Consider the following 16,722-nt stretch of genomic DNA (forward strand, 5'->3'; position numbering starts at 1 on the left):
ACAGTCATATGAGAAAACAGCTATCGGCGGCCCCCGACAATTTACGGGCGGCGCAGCAGCCAGACGCGACCGGCGACGTGCAGGGCGGAGGCGCCGGCGACGGTGCGGACGGCGATGAATCGGCGCGGGCGAGGCACCGCGACCCCGTCGTAGCGCCAGGCGGCCTCGCGTTCGGCCAGTTCGGCCGCCGCGATCAGGGGCAGGGCCTGACGCTCCGCGAGGTCGCGGGCGATGTCCCAGCCGTCGCGCAGCGAACCCCGCGTCGGCCGCTCGGCCGCCCACGACGCGAACTCCCGCTTCCACCGATCACCGAAACCGGCCGCCAGCATCGGCCACTGCCGTGCGACCTCCCCTGCCCTCTTGCGCAACAGCGCCGTGCGTGCTGCCTCAAACCGAAAAGGATCAAAACCAGGGGGTACGGGTCGTCCAGCCGTGAGGGAACCGACGATGGCGGCTTGGCGGTCGGCCAGGCTCCCCGGTCCGCTTCCGGGCTGTCCTGCATGGTCACCCTCGACCCCGGCGGGGAGGCCCGGGGCCTGCGCCCGCCGGGTCGGGCTCGGGGAATCCGGGCCGTGAGGAGCCGACGGCTTCGAGCCCATCATGTGATCGCCGGGTAGCCGGCGGCCTTGGCGATCGCGTCCAGCTCGGTGGCCAGGGCGTCGGCGGGTGGGTAGTCGCCGTCGCGTTCGAGCATCAGGGCCGGCGGGCGGTGTCGTTCGCACAGGGCCGCGACCAGCGAAAGCACCTCGTCGGGAACCGCGTCGGTGTGGGTGTCGTGATAGAGCCCCTGGTGCTCGGCCCCGCCGGCCACGTGGACGTAGGCCACCCGGTCGAGCGGCAACTCGTCGAGCAGTTCGAGCGGGTCAGTACCGCGGTTGCGGGCGTTGGCGTAGACGTTGGCCACGTCGAGCAGCAGCATCGCGCCCGACCGGTCGAGGATCTCGGTGAGGAACTGGGCCTCGGTCAGCTCGTCGTCGGGCCAGTCGAAGAGGGCGGCGATCGGTTCGAGCGCGATCGGGACCGTCAGGGACTGCTGAACCCGGCGCACGTTGGCCACCACCGCGTCCACGGCCTCGCGTGAGCGCGGCAGCGGCAACAGGTGACCGGCCTCGACGCCGCCCGCGCGCACGAAGGCGATGTGTTCGCTGACCAGCGGAGCGCCCAGCCGCGAAGCCACGGCCGCGAAGTGCTCCACCCGGGCCGGGTCGACCGCCTCGGCGCCGCCCAGCGAAAGGCGTACGCCATGGGGAATGACGGTGACCCCGCGCTCGAGCAGCGTCTGCAGGGCCGGGGGCAGCGTGTCGTGGGCGTGGACCGACTCGGCGACCACCTCGGCGAAGCGCAGGCCGGGCAGCGCCTCGACGAAGCCGGCGATCTCGGGCCGCCAGCCGATGCCGACGCCGTACGCGGCCGGGGGGCGTACGGTCTCAGCCACCGCAACCGCCGCCGCCACCGCAACCACCGCCGCCTCCGCAGGAGGAGCCCCCGCCGTCCGAGCTCGAGCCGCCGCCGTCCCCGCCGGAGGTACCACTCGCAGTGGCGTTGCGCTGCACCTCGGCCTCGGCCGCGAAGGCCGGGTCCATCGAGTAGAGGGCGGCGCCGCCCCAGAGGGCCACACCCATCGCCGCGCCGGTCGCGCCGTAGGTCGCGTAGGCCGGGGACTCGTTGGGCGACAGGTGCTTGTGGTGGAGGCGCAGGTTGGCCATGCCCCGGCGCGCGGAGTCGGTCGACCAGCGGCGGCGGCGCAGCAGGGTCAGGGTCAGCAGGAACGCCGCGATGGTGGCGACGACGAGGAAGCCGACCGGCTTGTCGTTGGCGGCACCAGCGAAGATGCGGGCGACGCCGACCACCACGAGGGCGACCCCGCCGAGGATCCAGAGGCGGGCCTCACGCATCTGGGCGGCGCTGACGGCCAGGCCGCCGCGCTCGAGGTAGTCGCGCAACTGCTCGAGCGCCGAGGCGACCCACTGATCGCCCTGCAGGTCGCGGCCGCGCACGTTGCGGCCGGCGGCGTTGTAGATCGCGTTGTCGAGCTGGGTGGTGCCGGCGGGCAGCGGTCCGGTCTGCACCAGCGTGCCGCCGGGGCCCGAGCCGATCGCGCCGGCCGTGCGCAGGCCGCCCATCGCGGCGTAGACGGCCAGGCGCTCGCCGCCGTTGAGGTAGGCCAACTGCTGGGGGTCGAGCTGGTCGAGCCGGGGGTGGCGCTCGCCGCGGAAGAGGGCCTTGCGGTGGACCGCGGCGATGATCACGATCGCGATCATGGCGCCGATGAAATAGGTGAGAAAGGTCGGACCGGAGATGCCCCAGGTGTCGTTCATTGGGCGGGACCTTCCTGCGCGTCGCGATGGTGTCTGGCCTCATTGTGACGACCGTCGCAACTATCGAGGATTATTCAGGGCCCGCCTCGAGTCGCACCCAGCCGCACGTGGATGCCAGGCCTCCACCGCCCTGAAGAATCCTCATTGTCGGCGAACCGCCTCTTCGACGACATCGAGCACTCGGCTGAGCTCGCCCGGCGGGCGGCCGGTGGCCAGATGAAGGACCAGGCCGTCGTACGCCAGCTCGAGGAACTGGGTCAGCACCTCGACTGGGACGTCGTCGCGCAGCACTCCGGCCTCACGCTGCCGCTGGAGCCGGTCGCGGGTGGCGTCGGCGATGGCCGCGGAGCGCTCGGCCCACCGCTTGGCGAAGGTCGGGTCGGTGCGCAGCCGGCGCGAGACCTCGAGCTGGGTGCCGAGCCAGCCGGCCGTGTCGCCGTCGCTGTTGCCGGCCCGGTCGAGCAGGTCGCGCATCACCTGGACGAGGCCGTTGCGGGCGACGGTCTCGACCATCGCGGCCGCGTCATCCTCGGCCACGGCGAGGAAGAGCGACTCCTTGTCGCGAAAATGGTGGAAAATCGCACCGCGGGACAGCCCGGTCGCGTCCTCGAGCCGCCGGACGGTTGCACCCTCGTAGCCGAACCGGGCGAAACAGTCGCGCGCCGCCGCGAGAATCTCGTGACGGCGGGCGTCCAGCTGGTCCTGACTGACTCGGGGCACGTTCAGGATCGTGTCACGTACGCCCGTTCGCATGCAATCCGTACGTACGTCTTGGCAAGAGCCGGGGCAGACGCCAACGGATGATGCGAATTCGGGAATCCCGGCCGTAAGTTGTTAACACTCCTGGACTGTTCGCTACCGGGCTCGCTCACGTACAGTGCCCGGGTGCCTCTTGTCCTGATAGCTCTCGACGACACCCTGCTCGACCGCAGTGGTGCCTTCAGGCTGTGGGCCAAGGGATTCCTGGACGAGATCGGGGCACCACAGGACGATCTCGAATGGTTACTGTCCGTCGATGCCGACGGTCTGACCTCGCGCTGGGACCTGGCCGACCTGATCCGCGAGCGCTACCAGCTCGGCGTCACCTCGATCGACATGGTCGACGAGCTGCACGAGGGTCCACTCGCGTTCGAGAAGCTCGACCCGCTGGTCGGCTGCGCGCTCCAGATCGCCAAGGACGCCGGGCTCGTTCCCGTCGTGGTCACCAACGGCCGGGCCGAGATCCAGGACATCAGAATCCGGCGTACGGGTCTCGACCGCTACGTCGCCGACTGGGTGATCTCGGAACAGGCCGGTGTGAGCAAGCCGAACCCGCGCATCTTCGCGCTGGCCGCCCAGCGGGTGCGCATGCGGCTGGGCGGCGCGTGGGTGGTCGGCGACAGCCCCGAGGCCGACATCGGTGGCGCCGCGGCGATGGGGCTGCCCAGCGTGTGGCTGCACCGCGGCCGCGACTGGGTCGACAACCGGTTCGCGCCCACCAAGGTCGTCGGCAACGTGATCCAGGGGATTTCGGCGATCATGGCGACCGCCCGATAAATAGGTTGCGCCGCCCGCCGGCGGGTCGGCAGAGTTAGCGCGTCCGCACGAGAGGACCGAGAGAAGGGGGTGGACTTCATGGCTGTCATTGCGATGCCTGCTGTCCGGATTCTTCTTCCCTCTTTCCTCTTCAAGGAGACTCTCCAGTGCGCGAGCACGACTCTTTCGGCCCGTCCATCATGCGCCGCGGCCGCCGCAAGTTCGACGACGACGATTCGACGTTTCTGAAGCGCGGAGCTCCGCAGCCGCAGCTTCAAGAAGATCCAGACCTGCCCGAGATCGGCGACCGCTGGTCGACGTGGGACGGCGCCCTGCATGGACCCAAGCCGAGGCCGGACTGGGTCCGTACGGAATATGGGGCAGTCGACTCGGAACTCGGGATGCTGAAGACCGGCAAGGAAGCCGACGTCTACCTGGTGCGCCGGGCCGTCCCGGACACCGACAAGATCAGCATGCTGGCCGCCAAGCGGTACCGCGACGGCGACCACAAGCTCTTCCACCGCGACGCCGGCTACCTCGAAGGACGCCGGGTGCGGCGCTCGCGCGAGATGCGGGCGATGACCAACCGCAGCGCGTTCGGCAAGGAGATGATCGCCGGCCAGTGGGCGATCGCCGAGTTCGGCGCGCTCAGCCACCTGTGGCAGGTCGGCCAGGAGAGCGGCCTGGTGCGGGTGCCCTACCCGGTGCAGCTCATCGGCACCGAGCTGATGCTCGAGTTCATCGGCGATTGGGAGACCGGCGAGGCGGCACCCCGGCTCGCGCAGGTGCGAGCCGACCCCGACCAGCTCGCCGACCTGTGGCGGCAGATGACCGACGCGCTGTCGGTGCTGGCCCGCGCGCAGGTGGCGCACGGCGACCTGTCGCCCTACAACACCCTCGTGCACGAGGGGCAGCTCGTGCTGATCGACCTGCCGCAGATCGTGGACGTGGTGGCCAACCCGCAGGGCGCCGACTTCATCGCCCGCGACGTGCGCAACGTGGCGGCCTGGTTCACCCAGCGCGGGCTCAAGGTCGACGCGGACGAGCTGCTCGAAAGGCTGCTCTACGAAGCCGGCCTCAAATGAGATGCCGACGTGGCGCTTGTCATGGGCCCAGTCGGCCGCGGCCGCCTGAACCCAGGCGTCCGCGGCCGAGGCCGCGTCACTGCAGGTAGCCCTCGACCTCGCCGGCGCTGTGGGCCTGCTCGGCGTCCGGGTTGTTGCCCACCTCGCGGGCGGCCCGGCGCCGGCGCAGCAGGTCCCAGCACTGGTCCAGGGCCACTTCAAGCTCCTGCAGCCGGGCGTGCTCCTCGCTCGACGAGATCTCGCCCCGGCTGAGCTGCCCGCGCAGCTGGTGCTCCTCGTCGACCAGGCCGTGAATGCGGCTCAGTACCGTCTTGTCATCCATGTCGGCAGCCTATGCGCCCGCGGCCGCCGATCTCACCCGGCCATGGCCACCATCACGTCCGGTCACGGCTGGACCGCACCGCGACCCGAATCACCAGCCCGAAACAGGCGCTAGAGATCCCGTCGTTGGAACGACACCGCGGCCAGGCCGAGCACCAGGGCGACCCAGACGACCGCCCACGCGAGGTAGGTGCCGGTCAGCGGGGCCGAGCTGAGGAACGGGTGGCCCTTGAAGGCCTCGCTGAACTGCGAGATGAGCGACGGGTCCTGGAAGGCGCGCATCGCCCCGCGCCACAGCCCGTCGGTCGGCAGCAGCATCTGCGCGACCGTGCCGATGCGCTCGACGCTCTTGTTGCCGAGGGCGCCGCCGAGCCCGCCCACCACGCCGGCGATCCAGGTCGCCCCGAACAGGCCGACCGCCACGATCCCCGAGGCCATCGGCGAGATGACCGTGGAGAGCAGGAGGCCCAGGGTGAGCAGCACGACCGCCTGCCCGGCCAGCAGCGCCAGGCCGCCCACCGGGTCGGGCGGCCAGTACCCCGTGGTGACCTTGACGATGACGAGCTGGGCCGAGCCGGCCACGGCCACGAAACCGGCGCCGAAGCCGACCAGGCCCAGCCACTTGCCGGCCAGCACCGCCGCGCGCCGCACCGGGCGGGCCAGCACGGCCAGGGCGATCCCCGACTCGGTCTCGCCCGATAGGGTCGGACCGGCCAGGAACGCCGTGCCGAGCGCCGCGATCAGGCTCAGCCCGAACATCACCAGGTTGAGCACGAGCGCCGCCGCCAGCCGGGACTCGCCGCTGGTCAGCCCGCCGAACTCGGCGTCGATGCGGGAGAAGCCCCAGGCGCTGAGCCCGAGCAGCAGCACGGTGAGCACGGCCAGCGAGCGCAGCACCCGGCGGCGGGCCGCCTCGCGCAGCGTGAGGGCGGCGATCGTGAGCACGATCCTCATCGGCCCTCACCGCCCCGGATGACCTCCAGCAAGCGTTCCTCCAGGGTGATGCGGCCGGGTTCGACGGCGTGCACCCGCACACCGAGCTTGACCAGGTCGGCGACCAGTTCTGGCACGACGTCGAGGTCGGGGATCGGCACGACGTACGCGTCCTGGTCGCGGGTGAAGCCGCCGAGGCGGTCCTCGGCGGCCGCGGTCACGTCGTCGAGCCGCAGCCGCAGTTCGCGCTGGCCGAGCAGTTCGGCGAGCGTGCCCTCGGCGGCGATGCGGCCCTGATCGAGGATCACGACCCGGTCGCACACCCTCTCGACCTCGCCGATCAGGTGCGAGTTGAGCAGCACGGCGACCTGCCTGTCGCGAAGGGCCAGGAGCAGATCCCGTACGTCGGCCCGGCCGATCGGGTCGAGCGCACTGGTCGGCTCGTCGAGCACCACCAGTTCGGGCCGGGCCACCAGCGCGACGGCCAGGCCCAGCCGCTGCTGCATGCCCTTGGAGAAGCCGCCCACCCGGTCACCGGCCCGATCGGCCAGCCCGACCAGCCCCAGGGTCTCGCGCTGCTCGTCGTCGGGGATGTGGGCCCCGGCCAGCCGCACGTGCAAGCGCAGCACCTCGGCGGCGGTGAGCCACGGCTGGTAGCGGAACAGTTCGGGCAGGTAGCCGACCCGCTCCCGGGCCTGCGTCCCGCGGCGCCCGAGCAGCAGCACCTCGCCCGCGTCGGGCTGCACGAGACCGAGCAGCATCTTGATGACCGTCGTCTTGCCGGCGCCGTTCGGGCCGAGCAGGCCCAGCACCTCGCCCCGCCCGACGGTGAACGAGACGCCGTCCACGGCCTGCCGCCGCTTGTACCGTTTGCGCAGCCCGGAGGCCCAGACCGCGGTCACCGCAGGCCCCTCGCGACCGTCAGCACCTCGTCGGCGCTCAACGACCCGGCCACCGCGGTGACCACGCCGCCCTGCACCCAGACGACGACCGACAGCACGCCGTCCTTCGAGGTCAGCACCGTGGCCGACACCCCGTTGACGTCGGCAGGGGCACTCGACATCTCCTCGGGCATCACGTGCACCGGCAGCGTCGTGCCGTCGGCCGAGAAACGCCGGAGCTGCGCGGCGACATCTTCGGGCAGGCCGGAGAGTGACAGCAGGTAGTCACGCGCCGTCGCGAAGGGCACCCCGGTCGAGTACGCCGTGGGGGCGACCGCCCGCGCGACGATCAGCGAGGGCACGCCCTGGTTGCTCTGCCACACCGCGGCGGCGCCCGGCCCGGCGGTCAGGCGGAACTTGCTGCCGTCGAGCCCGGCGGGCATCGGCGGCGCGGGAGACTTGATCTTGTCGGCCCGGAAGGTGAACTCGGCGCTGATCCGCCGGCCGGCCTGCCAGGTCGGATCGCCGGTCACGCCCCGCGGCAGCTTGCCGACGCGGGGCAGCTCGAGGTCGCTCTCCTTCTCGGCGGCCGCCTCGCTGGGGACCCGGTGGATCTCGGGCTTCGAGATGATCTCGACGTCGCCCCACGTGGAGAGGTCGGGCATCGCCATCAGGTCGGCCTGGTGGACGGTGATCGGGGCGATCCGCTCGGTACGGAAGATCGGGAACCAGTCGGCCGCGGCTGCGGCGGTGGCGCCGCCCAGCAGCGCCACGACGGCGGCGCCGGCGATGAACGGGCTGCGCCGCCAGCGGCTGGCGGTCCTGGTCTTCCGGGCCGGGTCGCCGGTGTGGATCAGGCGCTGCCAGGCCGCGTCGAGGTCGGGACCGGCCGATGCGGGGGCTGGGGCAACGCTCCCGTTCAAAGCCGGGTCTCCGCTGCTCAGGGCCGTTGCCGCGAACTCCGCATCCCGCCGGGCGTCCGCCAGTCCCGCCTGACAGATCTGACAAGTCGTTACATGGTGGCGGTCGGTGTCGGTGACTCCCGTGGGCTCGTCCACGAGGCGGCGCAGCACACCGTCGTCCGGATGGCGTTTCATGGCTCTAGCTCCTTACGCAGAGCGGACTCGGCCCGCCGCACCGTGGTGCCGACGCTGCCGGGGGAGAGTTCAAGGGCGGCGGCGACCTCGGCGTAACTCAGGCCGCTGTGCCGCAGGACCAGAGCGACGGCCTGCTTGCGGGGCAGCCGCGCGAGGGCTTGCCGAACCCGGCGCCGCTCCTCGGACGCCACCACCGCCTCAGCGACATCAGGCGTCACGGTGTCGTGCGACCGGGCTCGTTCCTCCCGCCCGGCGCGTCGCTTACCCGTACGGATGTGATTGAGCGCGGTGTGCGCCGCCGCCACCGACAGCCACCCGACGGCCTCGCCCTTCGGAACGTCGGAGCGCCCGAACGTCAGGAAAACCTCCTGAGCGACGTCCTCGGCCTCGTCGTTCGACCCGAGCACGCGTGCCGCGACGGCCACCACCCGGGCGTACGACTCCCGAAAGACCTGCTCCAGGTCGTTCCGCACGACGTTGGGGGCTCTCGAGAGGGCCACGCCGTCCTCCCCGCCGCGAGTCAGTGCCAAGTCCATGCCAGATAAGCACCGCCGCCCCCGCCGATGTGACAGGTCGCGTCAGAGCAGGGCGTTGACCAGATATGTCAGCACGATCGAGGCCAGCACCGACACGATGATCAGGCTGAGACAACCGAGCGGGCGAACTTCCACGTTCCCGATACGCATGCAGGAGTTATACCTCCGAAGCGCGGACGGCCGTCGACGGCACCGTGGCCAGCGCCGGCCGGGCCGGCAGCAGCAGCGTCGGTACGCCGAGAGCGTCGTTCATGGCGGCCAGCTCCTGCTCGCGCCGCGCGTCAGCCGCGTTGCGGACACCCCGCACGATGACTCCGACGTCGTGCCGCCGGCAGTATTCGGCGGTCAGTCCGCGCCAGGCGACGACGCTGACGTTCCCCCAGTCTGACGGCAGCGCGGCCCGGACAGCCTCGGCCCGCGTCTCGCCGACGCGCGTGGGTTGCTTGTCCCCGTTGACCGCCACGAGAACGACCACCTCGTCGAAGAGCCGCCGAGCCCGCTCGACGACGTCAAGATGCCCGGCCGTGACCGGGTCGAACGTGCCGGGGAAGACCGCGCGAGTCACGCCACGATCCTAAGAAGAACGCCCCGCCTCCCGGAAGTGGGAGACGGGGCGTCCGATGAAGCGCGAATCAGCTGTTCAGCATCTTCCGGAGGACGTACTGGAGGATGCCGCCGTGCCGGTAGTAGTCGGCTTCGCCGGGGGTGTCGATGCGGACGTCGGCGTCGAACTCGATGCCGGTGTCGGTGCGGACCTTGACGGTGCGCGGGGTGTCGCCGTCGTTGAGGGCCGTCACGCCGGTGATGGTGAAGGTCTCGGTGCCGGTGAGGTCCAGCGACTCGGCGTTGGTCTTGGGCGGGAACTGCAGCGGCAGCACGCCCATGCCGATGAGGTTGGAGCGGTGGATGCGCTCGTAGCTCTCGGCGATGACGGCGCGGACGCCCAGCAGCATGGTGCCCTTGGCCGCCCAGTCACGCGACGAGCCGGAGCCGTACTCCTTGCCGGCCAGGACGACCAGCGGGATGCCGGCCTCCTGGTAGGCGACCGAAGCGTCGTAGATCGTGGACTGGTCGCCGGTGAGGTGGTTGACCGTGAAGCCGCCCTCGACGCCGGGGACGAGCTGGTTGCGGAGGCGGATGTTCGCGAACGTGCCGCGGATCATGACCTCGTGGTTGCCGCGGCGCGAGCCGTAGCTGTTGAACTCGTGACGCGGGACGCCGTGCTCGGCCAGGTACTTACCGGCCGGCGAGTCAGCCTTGATCGATGAGGCCGGGGAGATGTGGTCGGTCGTGACCGAGTCGCCCAGCTTGGCCAGAACCCGGGCACCCGAGATGTCGTTCACGGGCGACGGGGTCGCGGCCATGCCCTCGAAGTAAGGGGGCTTGCGAACGTAGGTCGACTCGTCGGCCCAATCGAAGGTCTTGCCCTCGGGCGTGGGCAGCGACTGCCACTTCTCGTCGCCCGCGAAGACGTCGGCGTAGGCGTCGGAGAAGCCGGCGGCCCCGATCGTGGCCGCGATGACCTCGTCGATCTCCTTGGCGCTGGGCCAGATGTCGCTCAGGTAGACGGGCTGGCCGTCGCTGCCGGTGCCGAGCGGCTCGGTGGTGATGTCCAGGTCCATCGTGCCGGCCAGCGCGTACGCCACGACGAGCGGCGGGGACGCCAGGTAGTTCATCTTGACGTCGGGGTTGATGCGGCCCTCGAAGTTGCGGTTGCCGGAGAGCACGCTGACCGCCGTCAGGTCGGCCTCGTTGACCGCGGCCGAGATCGCCTCGGGCAGCGGGCCGGAGTTGCCGATGCACGTGGTGCAGCCGTAGCCGACCAGGTTGAAGCCCAGCTTGTCGAGGTAGGGCGTCAGACCGGCGCGGTCGTAGTAGTCCATGACGACCTTGGAGCCGGGCGCCAGCGTGGTCTTGACCCACGGCTTGCGGCTCAGGCCGCGGTCGACGGCGTTGCGGGCGAGCAGCGCGGCGCCGATCATGACCTGCGGGTTCGACGTGTTGGTGCAGGACGTGATCGCGGCGATCACGACGGCGCCGTGGTCGAGCTCGAACTCGGTGCCGTCCTCGCCGACGACGCGGGTCGGCTTGGAGGGGCGGCCGTCGGCGCCGTTCGCCGCGCTGAACACGTGCGGCTTGTCGCGGGCCGAGTCCTCGTGGTTGGCCGGCGGGTCGCTGGCCGGGAAGGACTCCTCGCTCGCCTCGTCGGCCGGGCCGGGGTCGGTCACGTAGTTGGTGAGGGCGTCGCGGAACATCCGCTTGGCCGAGTTCAGCGGGACGCGGTCCTGCGGGCGCTTCGGGCCGGCCAGCGACGGGACGATCGTCGACAGGTCGAGCTCGAGGCGCTCGGAGTAGTCGGGCTCGGCGTTCGGGTCGAGCCACAGGCCCTGACGCTTCGCGTACGCCTCGACGAGCGCGACCTGCTGGTCGGTGCGGCCGGTCAACGTGAGGTACTTGATCGTCTCGTCGTCGATCGGGAAGATCGCGACGGTCGAGCCGTACTCCGGCGACATGTTGCCGATGGTGGCCCGGTTGGCCAGCGGCACGGCGCTCACGCCGGGGCCGTAGAACTCGACGAACTTGCTGACCACGCCGTGCTCGCGGAGCATCTCGGTGATCGTCAGCACGAGGTCGGTGGCGGTGGTGCCGGCGGGCATCTCGCCGTGCAGCTTGAAGCCGACGACGCGCGGGATGAGCATGCTGACCGGCTGGCCGAGCATCGCGGCCTCGGCCTCGATGCCGCCGACGCCCCAGCCCAGCACGCCCAGGCCGTTGACCATGGTGGTGTGCGAGTCGGTGCCGACCACCGTGTCGGGGTAGGCCTGGCCGTTGCGCTCCATGATCGTACGAGCCAGGTATTCGATGTTGACCTGGTGCACGATGCCGGTGCCGGGCGGCACGACCTTGAACTCGTTGAACGCGGTCTGGCCCCAGCGCAGGAACTGGTAGCGCTCGCGGTTGCGCTGGTACTCCAGCTCGACGTTGCGAGCGAAGGCGTCCTCGCGGCCGAACAGGTCGGCGATGACCGAGTGGTCGATGACCAGCTCGGCCGGGGCGAGGGGGTTGACCTTGGTGGGGTCGCCACCGAGGTCCTTCACGGCCTCGCGCATGGTGGCCAGGTCGACCACGCAGGGCACGCCGGTGAAGTCCTGCATGAGGACTCGCGCCGGGGTGAACTGGATCTCGACGCTGGGGTCGGCGGTCTGGTCCCAGCCGCCGAGCGCGCGGATGTGGTCGGCCGTGATGTTGGCGCCGTCCTCGGTCCGCAGCAGGTTCTCCAGCAGGATCTTCAAGGAGTAGGGCAGGCGGTGGTGCCCCTCGACCTTGTCGATCGTGAAAATCTCGTAGCTCGCGTCTCCGACGCGCAGCTCGCTCTTCGCACCAAAGGTGTCGAGGCTGGCCACAACATCTCCTTCACACCCAGCGACTGTCGTTCAAGTCTTTCGCACCGAAAGGGCGGCCTTCGGGTTAGGCATACCTAACTCTCGGTTCACGTTGCTCGTAAACCGTACGTCCGTCTTGTAAGCGGGCGCAAGGCGGGGTCCGGTTCCATCTCACGTTTACCCCGGTTGCCCCCAGGGCACTGCTCGAACCGTGGAGGCGCCTACCGATCTGGGCCGGCTCAGCGAGTTCTTCGATCGCTACGGCATCGCTCTGACCAGCGGAGATGTGGCGGCGATCGCCAATTGCTACGCGCTGCCGGGCATGGTCGTCGCCGACGCGTACAGCTTCACCTTTGCCTCGCCGGCCGCGGTCGCGCTGTCCTTCCTCGGGGCCTCCCCGACCTATGCCGAGCGCCAGATCGTGGCCGCGCACGCGCAGCTTCGCGACGTTCAGCGACTGTCGCCGGTGCTGAGCCTGGTGGCCGTCGAGTGGGAATACCTCGATTCGGGGGGAAACGCGGTGCCGGGCGAGAGTTACAGCTATCTGCTGCGCGTCGGCGCCGACGGCCCCCGGATCACGACGGTGATCGCGACGCACTGAAAGTGTCCGGCCCTGATGCCAGGATGTCCTGGTGACCATGCTGGAGATCGCGCCCGCCACCACCGCCGCCGTCCGCTGGCTCGTCGTGCATTTCACGGGGTCAGAGGCCGATCGATGGCTCTACGCGTGGGGCGACATCGTCCCCGGCCAGGTCGACGGGTTCCCGGGCGGGCAGCCTTTCGCCGGCGAGGATTCGTACGGCCGGTTCGCCTGGGTGCGGCTCGCCGACGACGCGCGAAACGTCGGGTTTGTCATTGTTGACGGGGCCGGCGGCAAAGACGTCGAGGCCGACCGTCACGTCGACCCCTCGGTGACCTCGGAGATCTGGCTGCGGGCGGGCGATCCGGCCGTCTACACGTCACCGCCCGTGTCACCCCACGACCCCTCGGTCGCCGTGATCCACTACCGGCGCCCCGACGGCGACTACTCGGGGTGGGTCCTGCACGCCTGGGAGGGCACGCCCAGCAAGCCCGTCTGGCGCAGGCCGATCCGCCCGCACCACATCGACACGTTCGGCGCCGTCTTCCAGGTTCCCGTGCGGCCCGGCGCGATCGGCCTGCGCTTCGTGCTGCACCGCGGCGACGAGAAAGACCTGCCCGACGACCAGCGTCTCGACCTGACGGTGGCCCGCGAGGTGTGGCTGCTGGCCGGCGTGAACGAGCCGGTGCTGCCCGACCTGGGCACGCTCGGCCCCGAGCTTGACCCGGCCCGCTCGCTGGCCGTCTTCGTCGACCGCACGACCATCGCCCTTCCCGGCTGGATCGTCGACCGCGCCGAGACGTTCACCCTGGGCGCCCAGCCGCTGACCCCCCGGCCCGGTGGTCTCTTCCAGGCCCAGAGCCGCCGGTTCCCCCACCTGCGGGCCTACCGGGCATTCTCCGTACGCGAGATGGGCGACTCCGCGCTGAGCGAGCTGCTGCGCGACCAACTGCTGGTCACCGGGCGCGACGCGTCCGGCCGGGTCACCGCGTTGACCGGGGTGCAGGTCGCCGGGGTGCTCGACGACCTCTACGCCGACGCGGCCGACGCCGACCTCGGCCTCACCTTCGAACGCCTCTCGGTGTGGGCGCCCACCGCCCGCACGGTCTCCTTGGAGCTCTTCAAGACACCCGGCGACGAACCGAAACTCGTGCCGATGGAGCGCGACGACCTCACCGGCGTCTGGACGGCGGCGCTCAAGCCGAAATGGATGGGCCGCTACTACCGCTACCGCGTCGAGGTCTGGCACCCGGCCGCCCAGCGGGTCGTCACCACCAGCGTCACCGACCCCTATTCGCTGGCCCTGGCCCCCGACTCGACCCACAGCCTGCTGGTCGACCTCGACGACCCCGCCCTCGCGCCGCCCGGCTGGAATTCGCTGGTCAAACCGCCCGGGGTACCGCCGGCCCGCATGCAGATCAGCGAGGTCTCGATCCGCGACTTCTCGATCTTCGACCACACGGTGCCGGCCGCCGAGCGCGGCACCTACGCGGCCTTCACCCGGCCCGGCTCCGCCGCGATGCGCCACCTGCGCTCGCTCGCCGAGGCCGGGCTCACCCACGTGCACCTGCTGCCCGCGTTCGACTTCGCGACCGTGCCCGACCGCCGCGCCGACCAGGCCGTGCCCGCCTGCGACCTGACCGCCTTCCCGCCCGACTCGCCCGAGCAACAGCGCGCCGTCATGGTCGTCGCCGACGACGACGGCTTCAACTGGGGCTACGACCCCTGGCACTACACCGCTCCCGAGGGCAGCTTCGCCGTCGACCCGGCCGGGCCGTCGCGCGTGCTCGAGTTCCGCCGCATGGTCCAGGCCCTCAACGAGGCCGGCCTGCGCGTGGTCATGGACGTCGTCTACAACCACACGATGGCCGACGGCCTCGACCGGTTCAGCGTGCTCGACCGCCTCGTCCCCGGCTACTACCACCGTCAGCTGGCCGACGGCTCGACCGCCGAGTCGACCTGCTGCCCCAACACGGCTCCCGAGCACATGATGATGAGCCGCCTCATCGTCGACTCGACGCTCACCTGGGCCCGGCAGTACCGCGTCGACGGCTTCCGGTTCGACCTGATGGGCCATCACCCGCGGGCCAACATCCTCGAGGTGCGGGTCAACCTCGACCACCTCACGCCCGAGATCGACGGCGTCGACGGCAAAGAGATCTGCCTGTACGGCGAGGGGTGGAACTTCGGCGAGGTGGCCGACGACGCCCGGTTCGCCCAGGCCACCCAGATCAACATGGCCGGCACCGGGATCGGCACGTTCAACGACCGGCTGCGCGACGCGGCCCGCGGCGGCGGCTCGTTCGGCGATCCAACGCTACCGGGCTTCGCCACCGGGCTCGGCTCCCGCACGCCCCCGCTCGTGCACGACCAGATCAAGGTGGGCCTGGCCGGCGGGTTGTCGTCCTACCGGTTCGTCACCCACACCGGCGTCGAGCAGAGCGGCGCCCAGATCGACTACAACGGCTCGCCCAGCGGCTATGCGATGAGCCCCGGCGAGACGATCAACTACGTCGACGCCCACGACAACGAGATCCTGTACGACGCGATGGCGTTCAAACTGCCGATCGAGACCGCGCCCGTCGAGCGGGCCCGGCTGCAGGTGCTCGCGCTCGCGCTGGTCGTGCTCGGCCAGGGCGCCGGTTTCGTCGCGATGGGCAGCGAGCGGCTCCGGTCGAAATCGCTCGACCGCAACTCGCACAACTCCGGTGACTGGTTCAACCAGATCCGCTGGGACCCGGCCCTCGGCAACGGATTCGGGCTCGGCCTGCCGCCCGCGGAAGAGAACGAGGAGATCTGGCCGCTGGCCCGTCCGCTGCTCGCCGACCCCGCGCTGGTGCCGCCGCCCGACGTGATCGAGCTGACCGCCGAGCGCTATCGAGAGCTGCTTCGCCTGCGCCGGTCGTCGCCGGTGTTCGGCCTGCCCACGGCCGACGAGGTGCAGCGCCGCCTCTCGTTCCCGCTCGGCGGCCCCGGTGAGACGCCCGGCGTGATCGTCATGTGCCTCGACGGCACCGGCCTCGACCCGCGGTGGAGCCAGATCGTGGTCGTCTTCAACGCGACCGCCGAGACGGCCGTCGAGACCGTCCCCGGCGACCTGCGCCCGCACCCCGACCTGGCCGGGTCGGTCGATCCGTTGCTGCACAAGGCGACCGCAGTGGCGGGCCGTCTGACCGTTCCGCCTCGATCGGTAGCGGTCTTCATCGCTGAGGCTTTTCTGTGAGTCCGCTTCCGGATCCGTGTCGGGGGGTGCGGTCGACGGCCGCACAGTGAAGGATGAGATCGGGAGGCGAGGCAGTGCGCGAGGTGGACTACGACGATCGGCAACACCGGGTCTACGCGCGTGCCCGCGCGGTGCCCCCCGAGACTCTGACCGAGTGGGTGCACGTCTTCGCCCGCTACGCGCCGCCGCAGCGGCCGCTGACCGTGCTCGACCTGGGCTCGGGCACGGGCCGCTTCACCCCGTCGCTGGCCGACGAGTTCGGCGGCCCGGTCTGGGGCGTCGAGCCGTTCGACCGCATGCGGGCCCTGGCCGAGGAACACGCCACCCACCCCGCGGTGACCTATCTGGACGGTTCGGCCACGGCCGTCCCGCTGCCCGACGAGAGCTGCGATCTCGTCCTGGTCTTCCTCGTGCTCCACCACGTGCGCGACCACGCCGCGGCCGCCCGCGAGATCAGGCGGGTGCTGCGTCCCGGCGGCCGGGCGCTGATCCGCAGCCTGTTCCCCGACCGCATGCCCGAGCTCCCGTGGTACAGCTACTTTCCCGGCATCCGGCTCATCGACGAGCAGGTGTTCCCCCGCCTCGACCCGCTGCTCGAGACCTTCGACGAGGCGGGGCTGCGCCTCGTGACCGTCGAGCGGGTGCAGGAACGCCTGGCCACCAGCCTCGCCGACTACGCCGACCGGCTCAAGCTGCGTGGGTCGTCGACCTTCGAGCGGCTCACCGAAGACGAGATCACCGAGGGCTTCACCGCCCTCGACGCGGCGGTGCGGGCCGAGCGCCGGCCGGGCCCGGTCGAGGAAGACAGCGACCTCCTGGTCCTGGAGCGGCCCGCCAACTGAGCGCGCGC

The 16,722-nt window shown here is 70.9% G+C and carries 16 protein-coding genes; 5 read left to right on the forward strand and 11 right to left on the reverse strand.

What is annotated here, in order from left to right:
- Nucleotides 1-41: 41 nt before the first annotated feature.
- The 4 genes from EER30_RS17305 to EER30_RS17320 form a co-directional block, all read right to left on the reverse strand.
- Entirely contained in the window at nucleotides 42-470 is a 429-nt protein-coding gene (locus EER30_RS17305) for an SCO6045 C-terminal-like domain-containing protein (RefSeq protein ID WP_127501577.1), read from the reverse strand.
- Between the two features lie 128 nt (nucleotides 471-598).
- Nucleotides 599-1,453, reverse strand: a complete 855-nt coding sequence (locus EER30_RS17310) for an MbnB/TglH/ChrH family RiPP precursor modification enzyme (RefSeq protein ID WP_240670070.1) — start codon at nucleotides 1,451-1,453, stop codon at nucleotides 599-601.
- Nucleotides 1,428-2,318 (reverse strand): TIGR04222 domain-containing membrane protein, encoded by an 891-nt coding sequence (locus EER30_RS17315; protein ID WP_127501481.1) that lies wholly within the window; start codon nucleotides 2,316-2,318, stop codon nucleotides 1,428-1,430. The genes EER30_RS17310 and EER30_RS17315 overlap by 26 nt, the downstream gene beginning before the upstream one ends.
- Before the next feature lie 141 nt (nucleotides 2,319-2,459).
- Nucleotides 2,460-3,038 carry a TetR/AcrR family transcriptional regulator gene (locus EER30_RS17320; protein WP_127501482.1) on the reverse strand — a complete coding sequence of 193 codons (579 nt, stop codon included), beginning with the start codon at nucleotides 3,036-3,038 and terminating at the stop codon, nucleotides 2,460-2,462.
- Between the two features lie 165 nt (nucleotides 3,039-3,203).
- On the opposite strand from EER30_RS17320, the gene EER30_RS17325 reads away from it, so the two are divergent.
- Both EER30_RS17325 and EER30_RS17330 read left to right on the forward strand, forming a co-directional pair.
- Nucleotides 3,204-3,854: an HAD family hydrolase gene (locus EER30_RS17325; protein ID WP_127501483.1), complete on the forward strand. Its 651-nt coding sequence runs from the start codon at nucleotides 3,204-3,206 to the stop codon at nucleotides 3,852-3,854.
- A gap of 146 nt (nucleotides 3,855-4,000) precedes the next feature.
- Entirely contained in the window at nucleotides 4,001-4,918 is a 918-nt protein-coding gene (locus tag EER30_RS17330; protein WP_432417549.1) for a serine protein kinase RIO, read from the forward strand.
- Nucleotides 4,919-4,994: 76 nt separating this feature from the next.
- Here the strand turns inward: EER30_RS17330 and EER30_RS17335 are convergent, their stop codons facing one another.
- The 7 genes from EER30_RS17335 to acnA form a co-directional block, all read right to left on the reverse strand.
- The gene (locus EER30_RS17335; RefSeq protein ID WP_127501484.1) at nucleotides 4,995-5,240 is read right to left on the reverse strand and encodes a DUF2630 family protein; all 246 of its coding nucleotides are present in this window, start codon (nucleotides 5,238-5,240) and stop codon (nucleotides 4,995-4,997) included.
- A 110-nt stretch (nucleotides 5,241-5,350) separates the two neighbouring features.
- Nucleotides 5,351-6,193, reverse strand: coding sequence for an ABC transporter permease (locus EER30_RS17340; RefSeq protein WP_127501485.1), 843 nt, complete (start codon nucleotides 6,191-6,193; stop codon nucleotides 5,351-5,353).
- Nucleotides 6,190-7,074, reverse strand: a complete 885-nt coding sequence (locus tag EER30_RS17345; RefSeq protein WP_240670071.1) for an ABC transporter ATP-binding protein — start codon at nucleotides 7,072-7,074, stop codon at nucleotides 6,190-6,192. Before EER30_RS17345 ends, EER30_RS17340 begins: the two co-directional genes overlap by 4 nt.
- Complete coding sequence (locus EER30_RS17350) at nucleotides 7,071-8,150, reverse strand: hypothetical protein (RefSeq protein WP_127501487.1); 1,080 nt, start codon at nucleotides 8,148-8,150, stop codon at nucleotides 7,071-7,073. Before EER30_RS17350 ends, EER30_RS17345 begins: the two co-directional genes overlap by 4 nt.
- Nucleotides 8,147-8,650 (reverse strand): sigma-70 family RNA polymerase sigma factor, encoded by a 504-nt coding sequence (locus tag EER30_RS17355; protein ID WP_240670072.1) that lies wholly within the window; start codon nucleotides 8,648-8,650, stop codon nucleotides 8,147-8,149. Before EER30_RS17355 ends, EER30_RS17350 begins: the two co-directional genes overlap by 4 nt.
- A 193-nt stretch (nucleotides 8,651-8,843) precedes the next feature.
- Complete coding sequence (gene coaD, locus EER30_RS17360) at nucleotides 8,844-9,251, reverse strand: pantetheine-phosphate adenylyltransferase (protein ID WP_127501489.1); 408 nt, start codon at nucleotides 9,249-9,251, stop codon at nucleotides 8,844-8,846.
- A gap of 67 nt (nucleotides 9,252-9,318) precedes the next feature.
- Nucleotides 9,319-12,090 (reverse strand): aconitate hydratase AcnA, encoded by a 2,772-nt coding sequence (gene acnA, locus EER30_RS17365; protein WP_127501490.1) that lies wholly within the window; start codon nucleotides 12,088-12,090, stop codon nucleotides 9,319-9,321.
- A 190-nt stretch (nucleotides 12,091-12,280) separates the two neighbouring features.
- Here acnA and EER30_RS17370 point away from each other — a divergent pair, with 190 nt between their 5' ends.
- From EER30_RS17370 to EER30_RS17380, 3 genes are all read left to right on the forward strand, one after another.
- Nucleotides 12,281-12,670, forward strand: coding sequence for a DUF6841 family protein (locus EER30_RS17370; RefSeq protein WP_127501491.1), 390 nt, complete (start codon nucleotides 12,281-12,283; stop codon nucleotides 12,668-12,670).
- Between the two features lie 31 nt (nucleotides 12,671-12,701).
- Nucleotides 12,702-15,872, forward strand: coding sequence for a pullulanase-type alpha-1,6-glucosidase (pulA, locus tag EER30_RS17375; protein ID WP_240670073.1), 3,171 nt, complete (start codon nucleotides 12,702-12,704; stop codon nucleotides 15,870-15,872).
- A 74-nt stretch (nucleotides 15,873-15,946) separates the two neighbouring features.
- Complete coding sequence (locus EER30_RS17380) at nucleotides 15,947-16,714, forward strand: class I SAM-dependent methyltransferase (protein WP_164842354.1); 768 nt, start codon at nucleotides 15,947-15,949, stop codon at nucleotides 16,712-16,714.
- Nucleotides 16,715-16,722 lie beyond the last annotated feature (8 nt).

The sequence above is a fragment of the Actinoplanes solisilvae genome (genome assembly GCF_003999975.1).
GTDB classification, from domain to species: Bacteria; Actinomycetota; Actinomycetes; order Mycobacteriales; family Micromonosporaceae; genus Actinoplanes; species Actinoplanes solisilvae.

Bases quoted from the DNA above. Each gene is read 5' to 3' on its own strand.
- EER30_RS17315 (WP_127501481.1), bottom strand. From the start codon at position 2,318: ATGAACGACACCTGGGGCATCTCCGGTCCGACCTTTCTCACCTATTTC.
- EER30_RS17335 (WP_127501484.1), bottom strand. From the start codon at position 5,240: ATGGATGACAAGACGGTACTGAGCCGCATTCACGGCCTGGTCGACGAG.
- EER30_RS17340 (WP_127501485.1), bottom strand. From the start codon at position 6,193: ATGAGGATCGTGCTCACGATCGCCGCCCTCACGCTGCGCGAGGCGGCC.
- EER30_RS17350 (WP_127501487.1), bottom strand. From the start codon at position 8,150: ATGAAACGCCATCCGGACGACGGTGTGCTGCGCCGCCTCGTGGACGAG.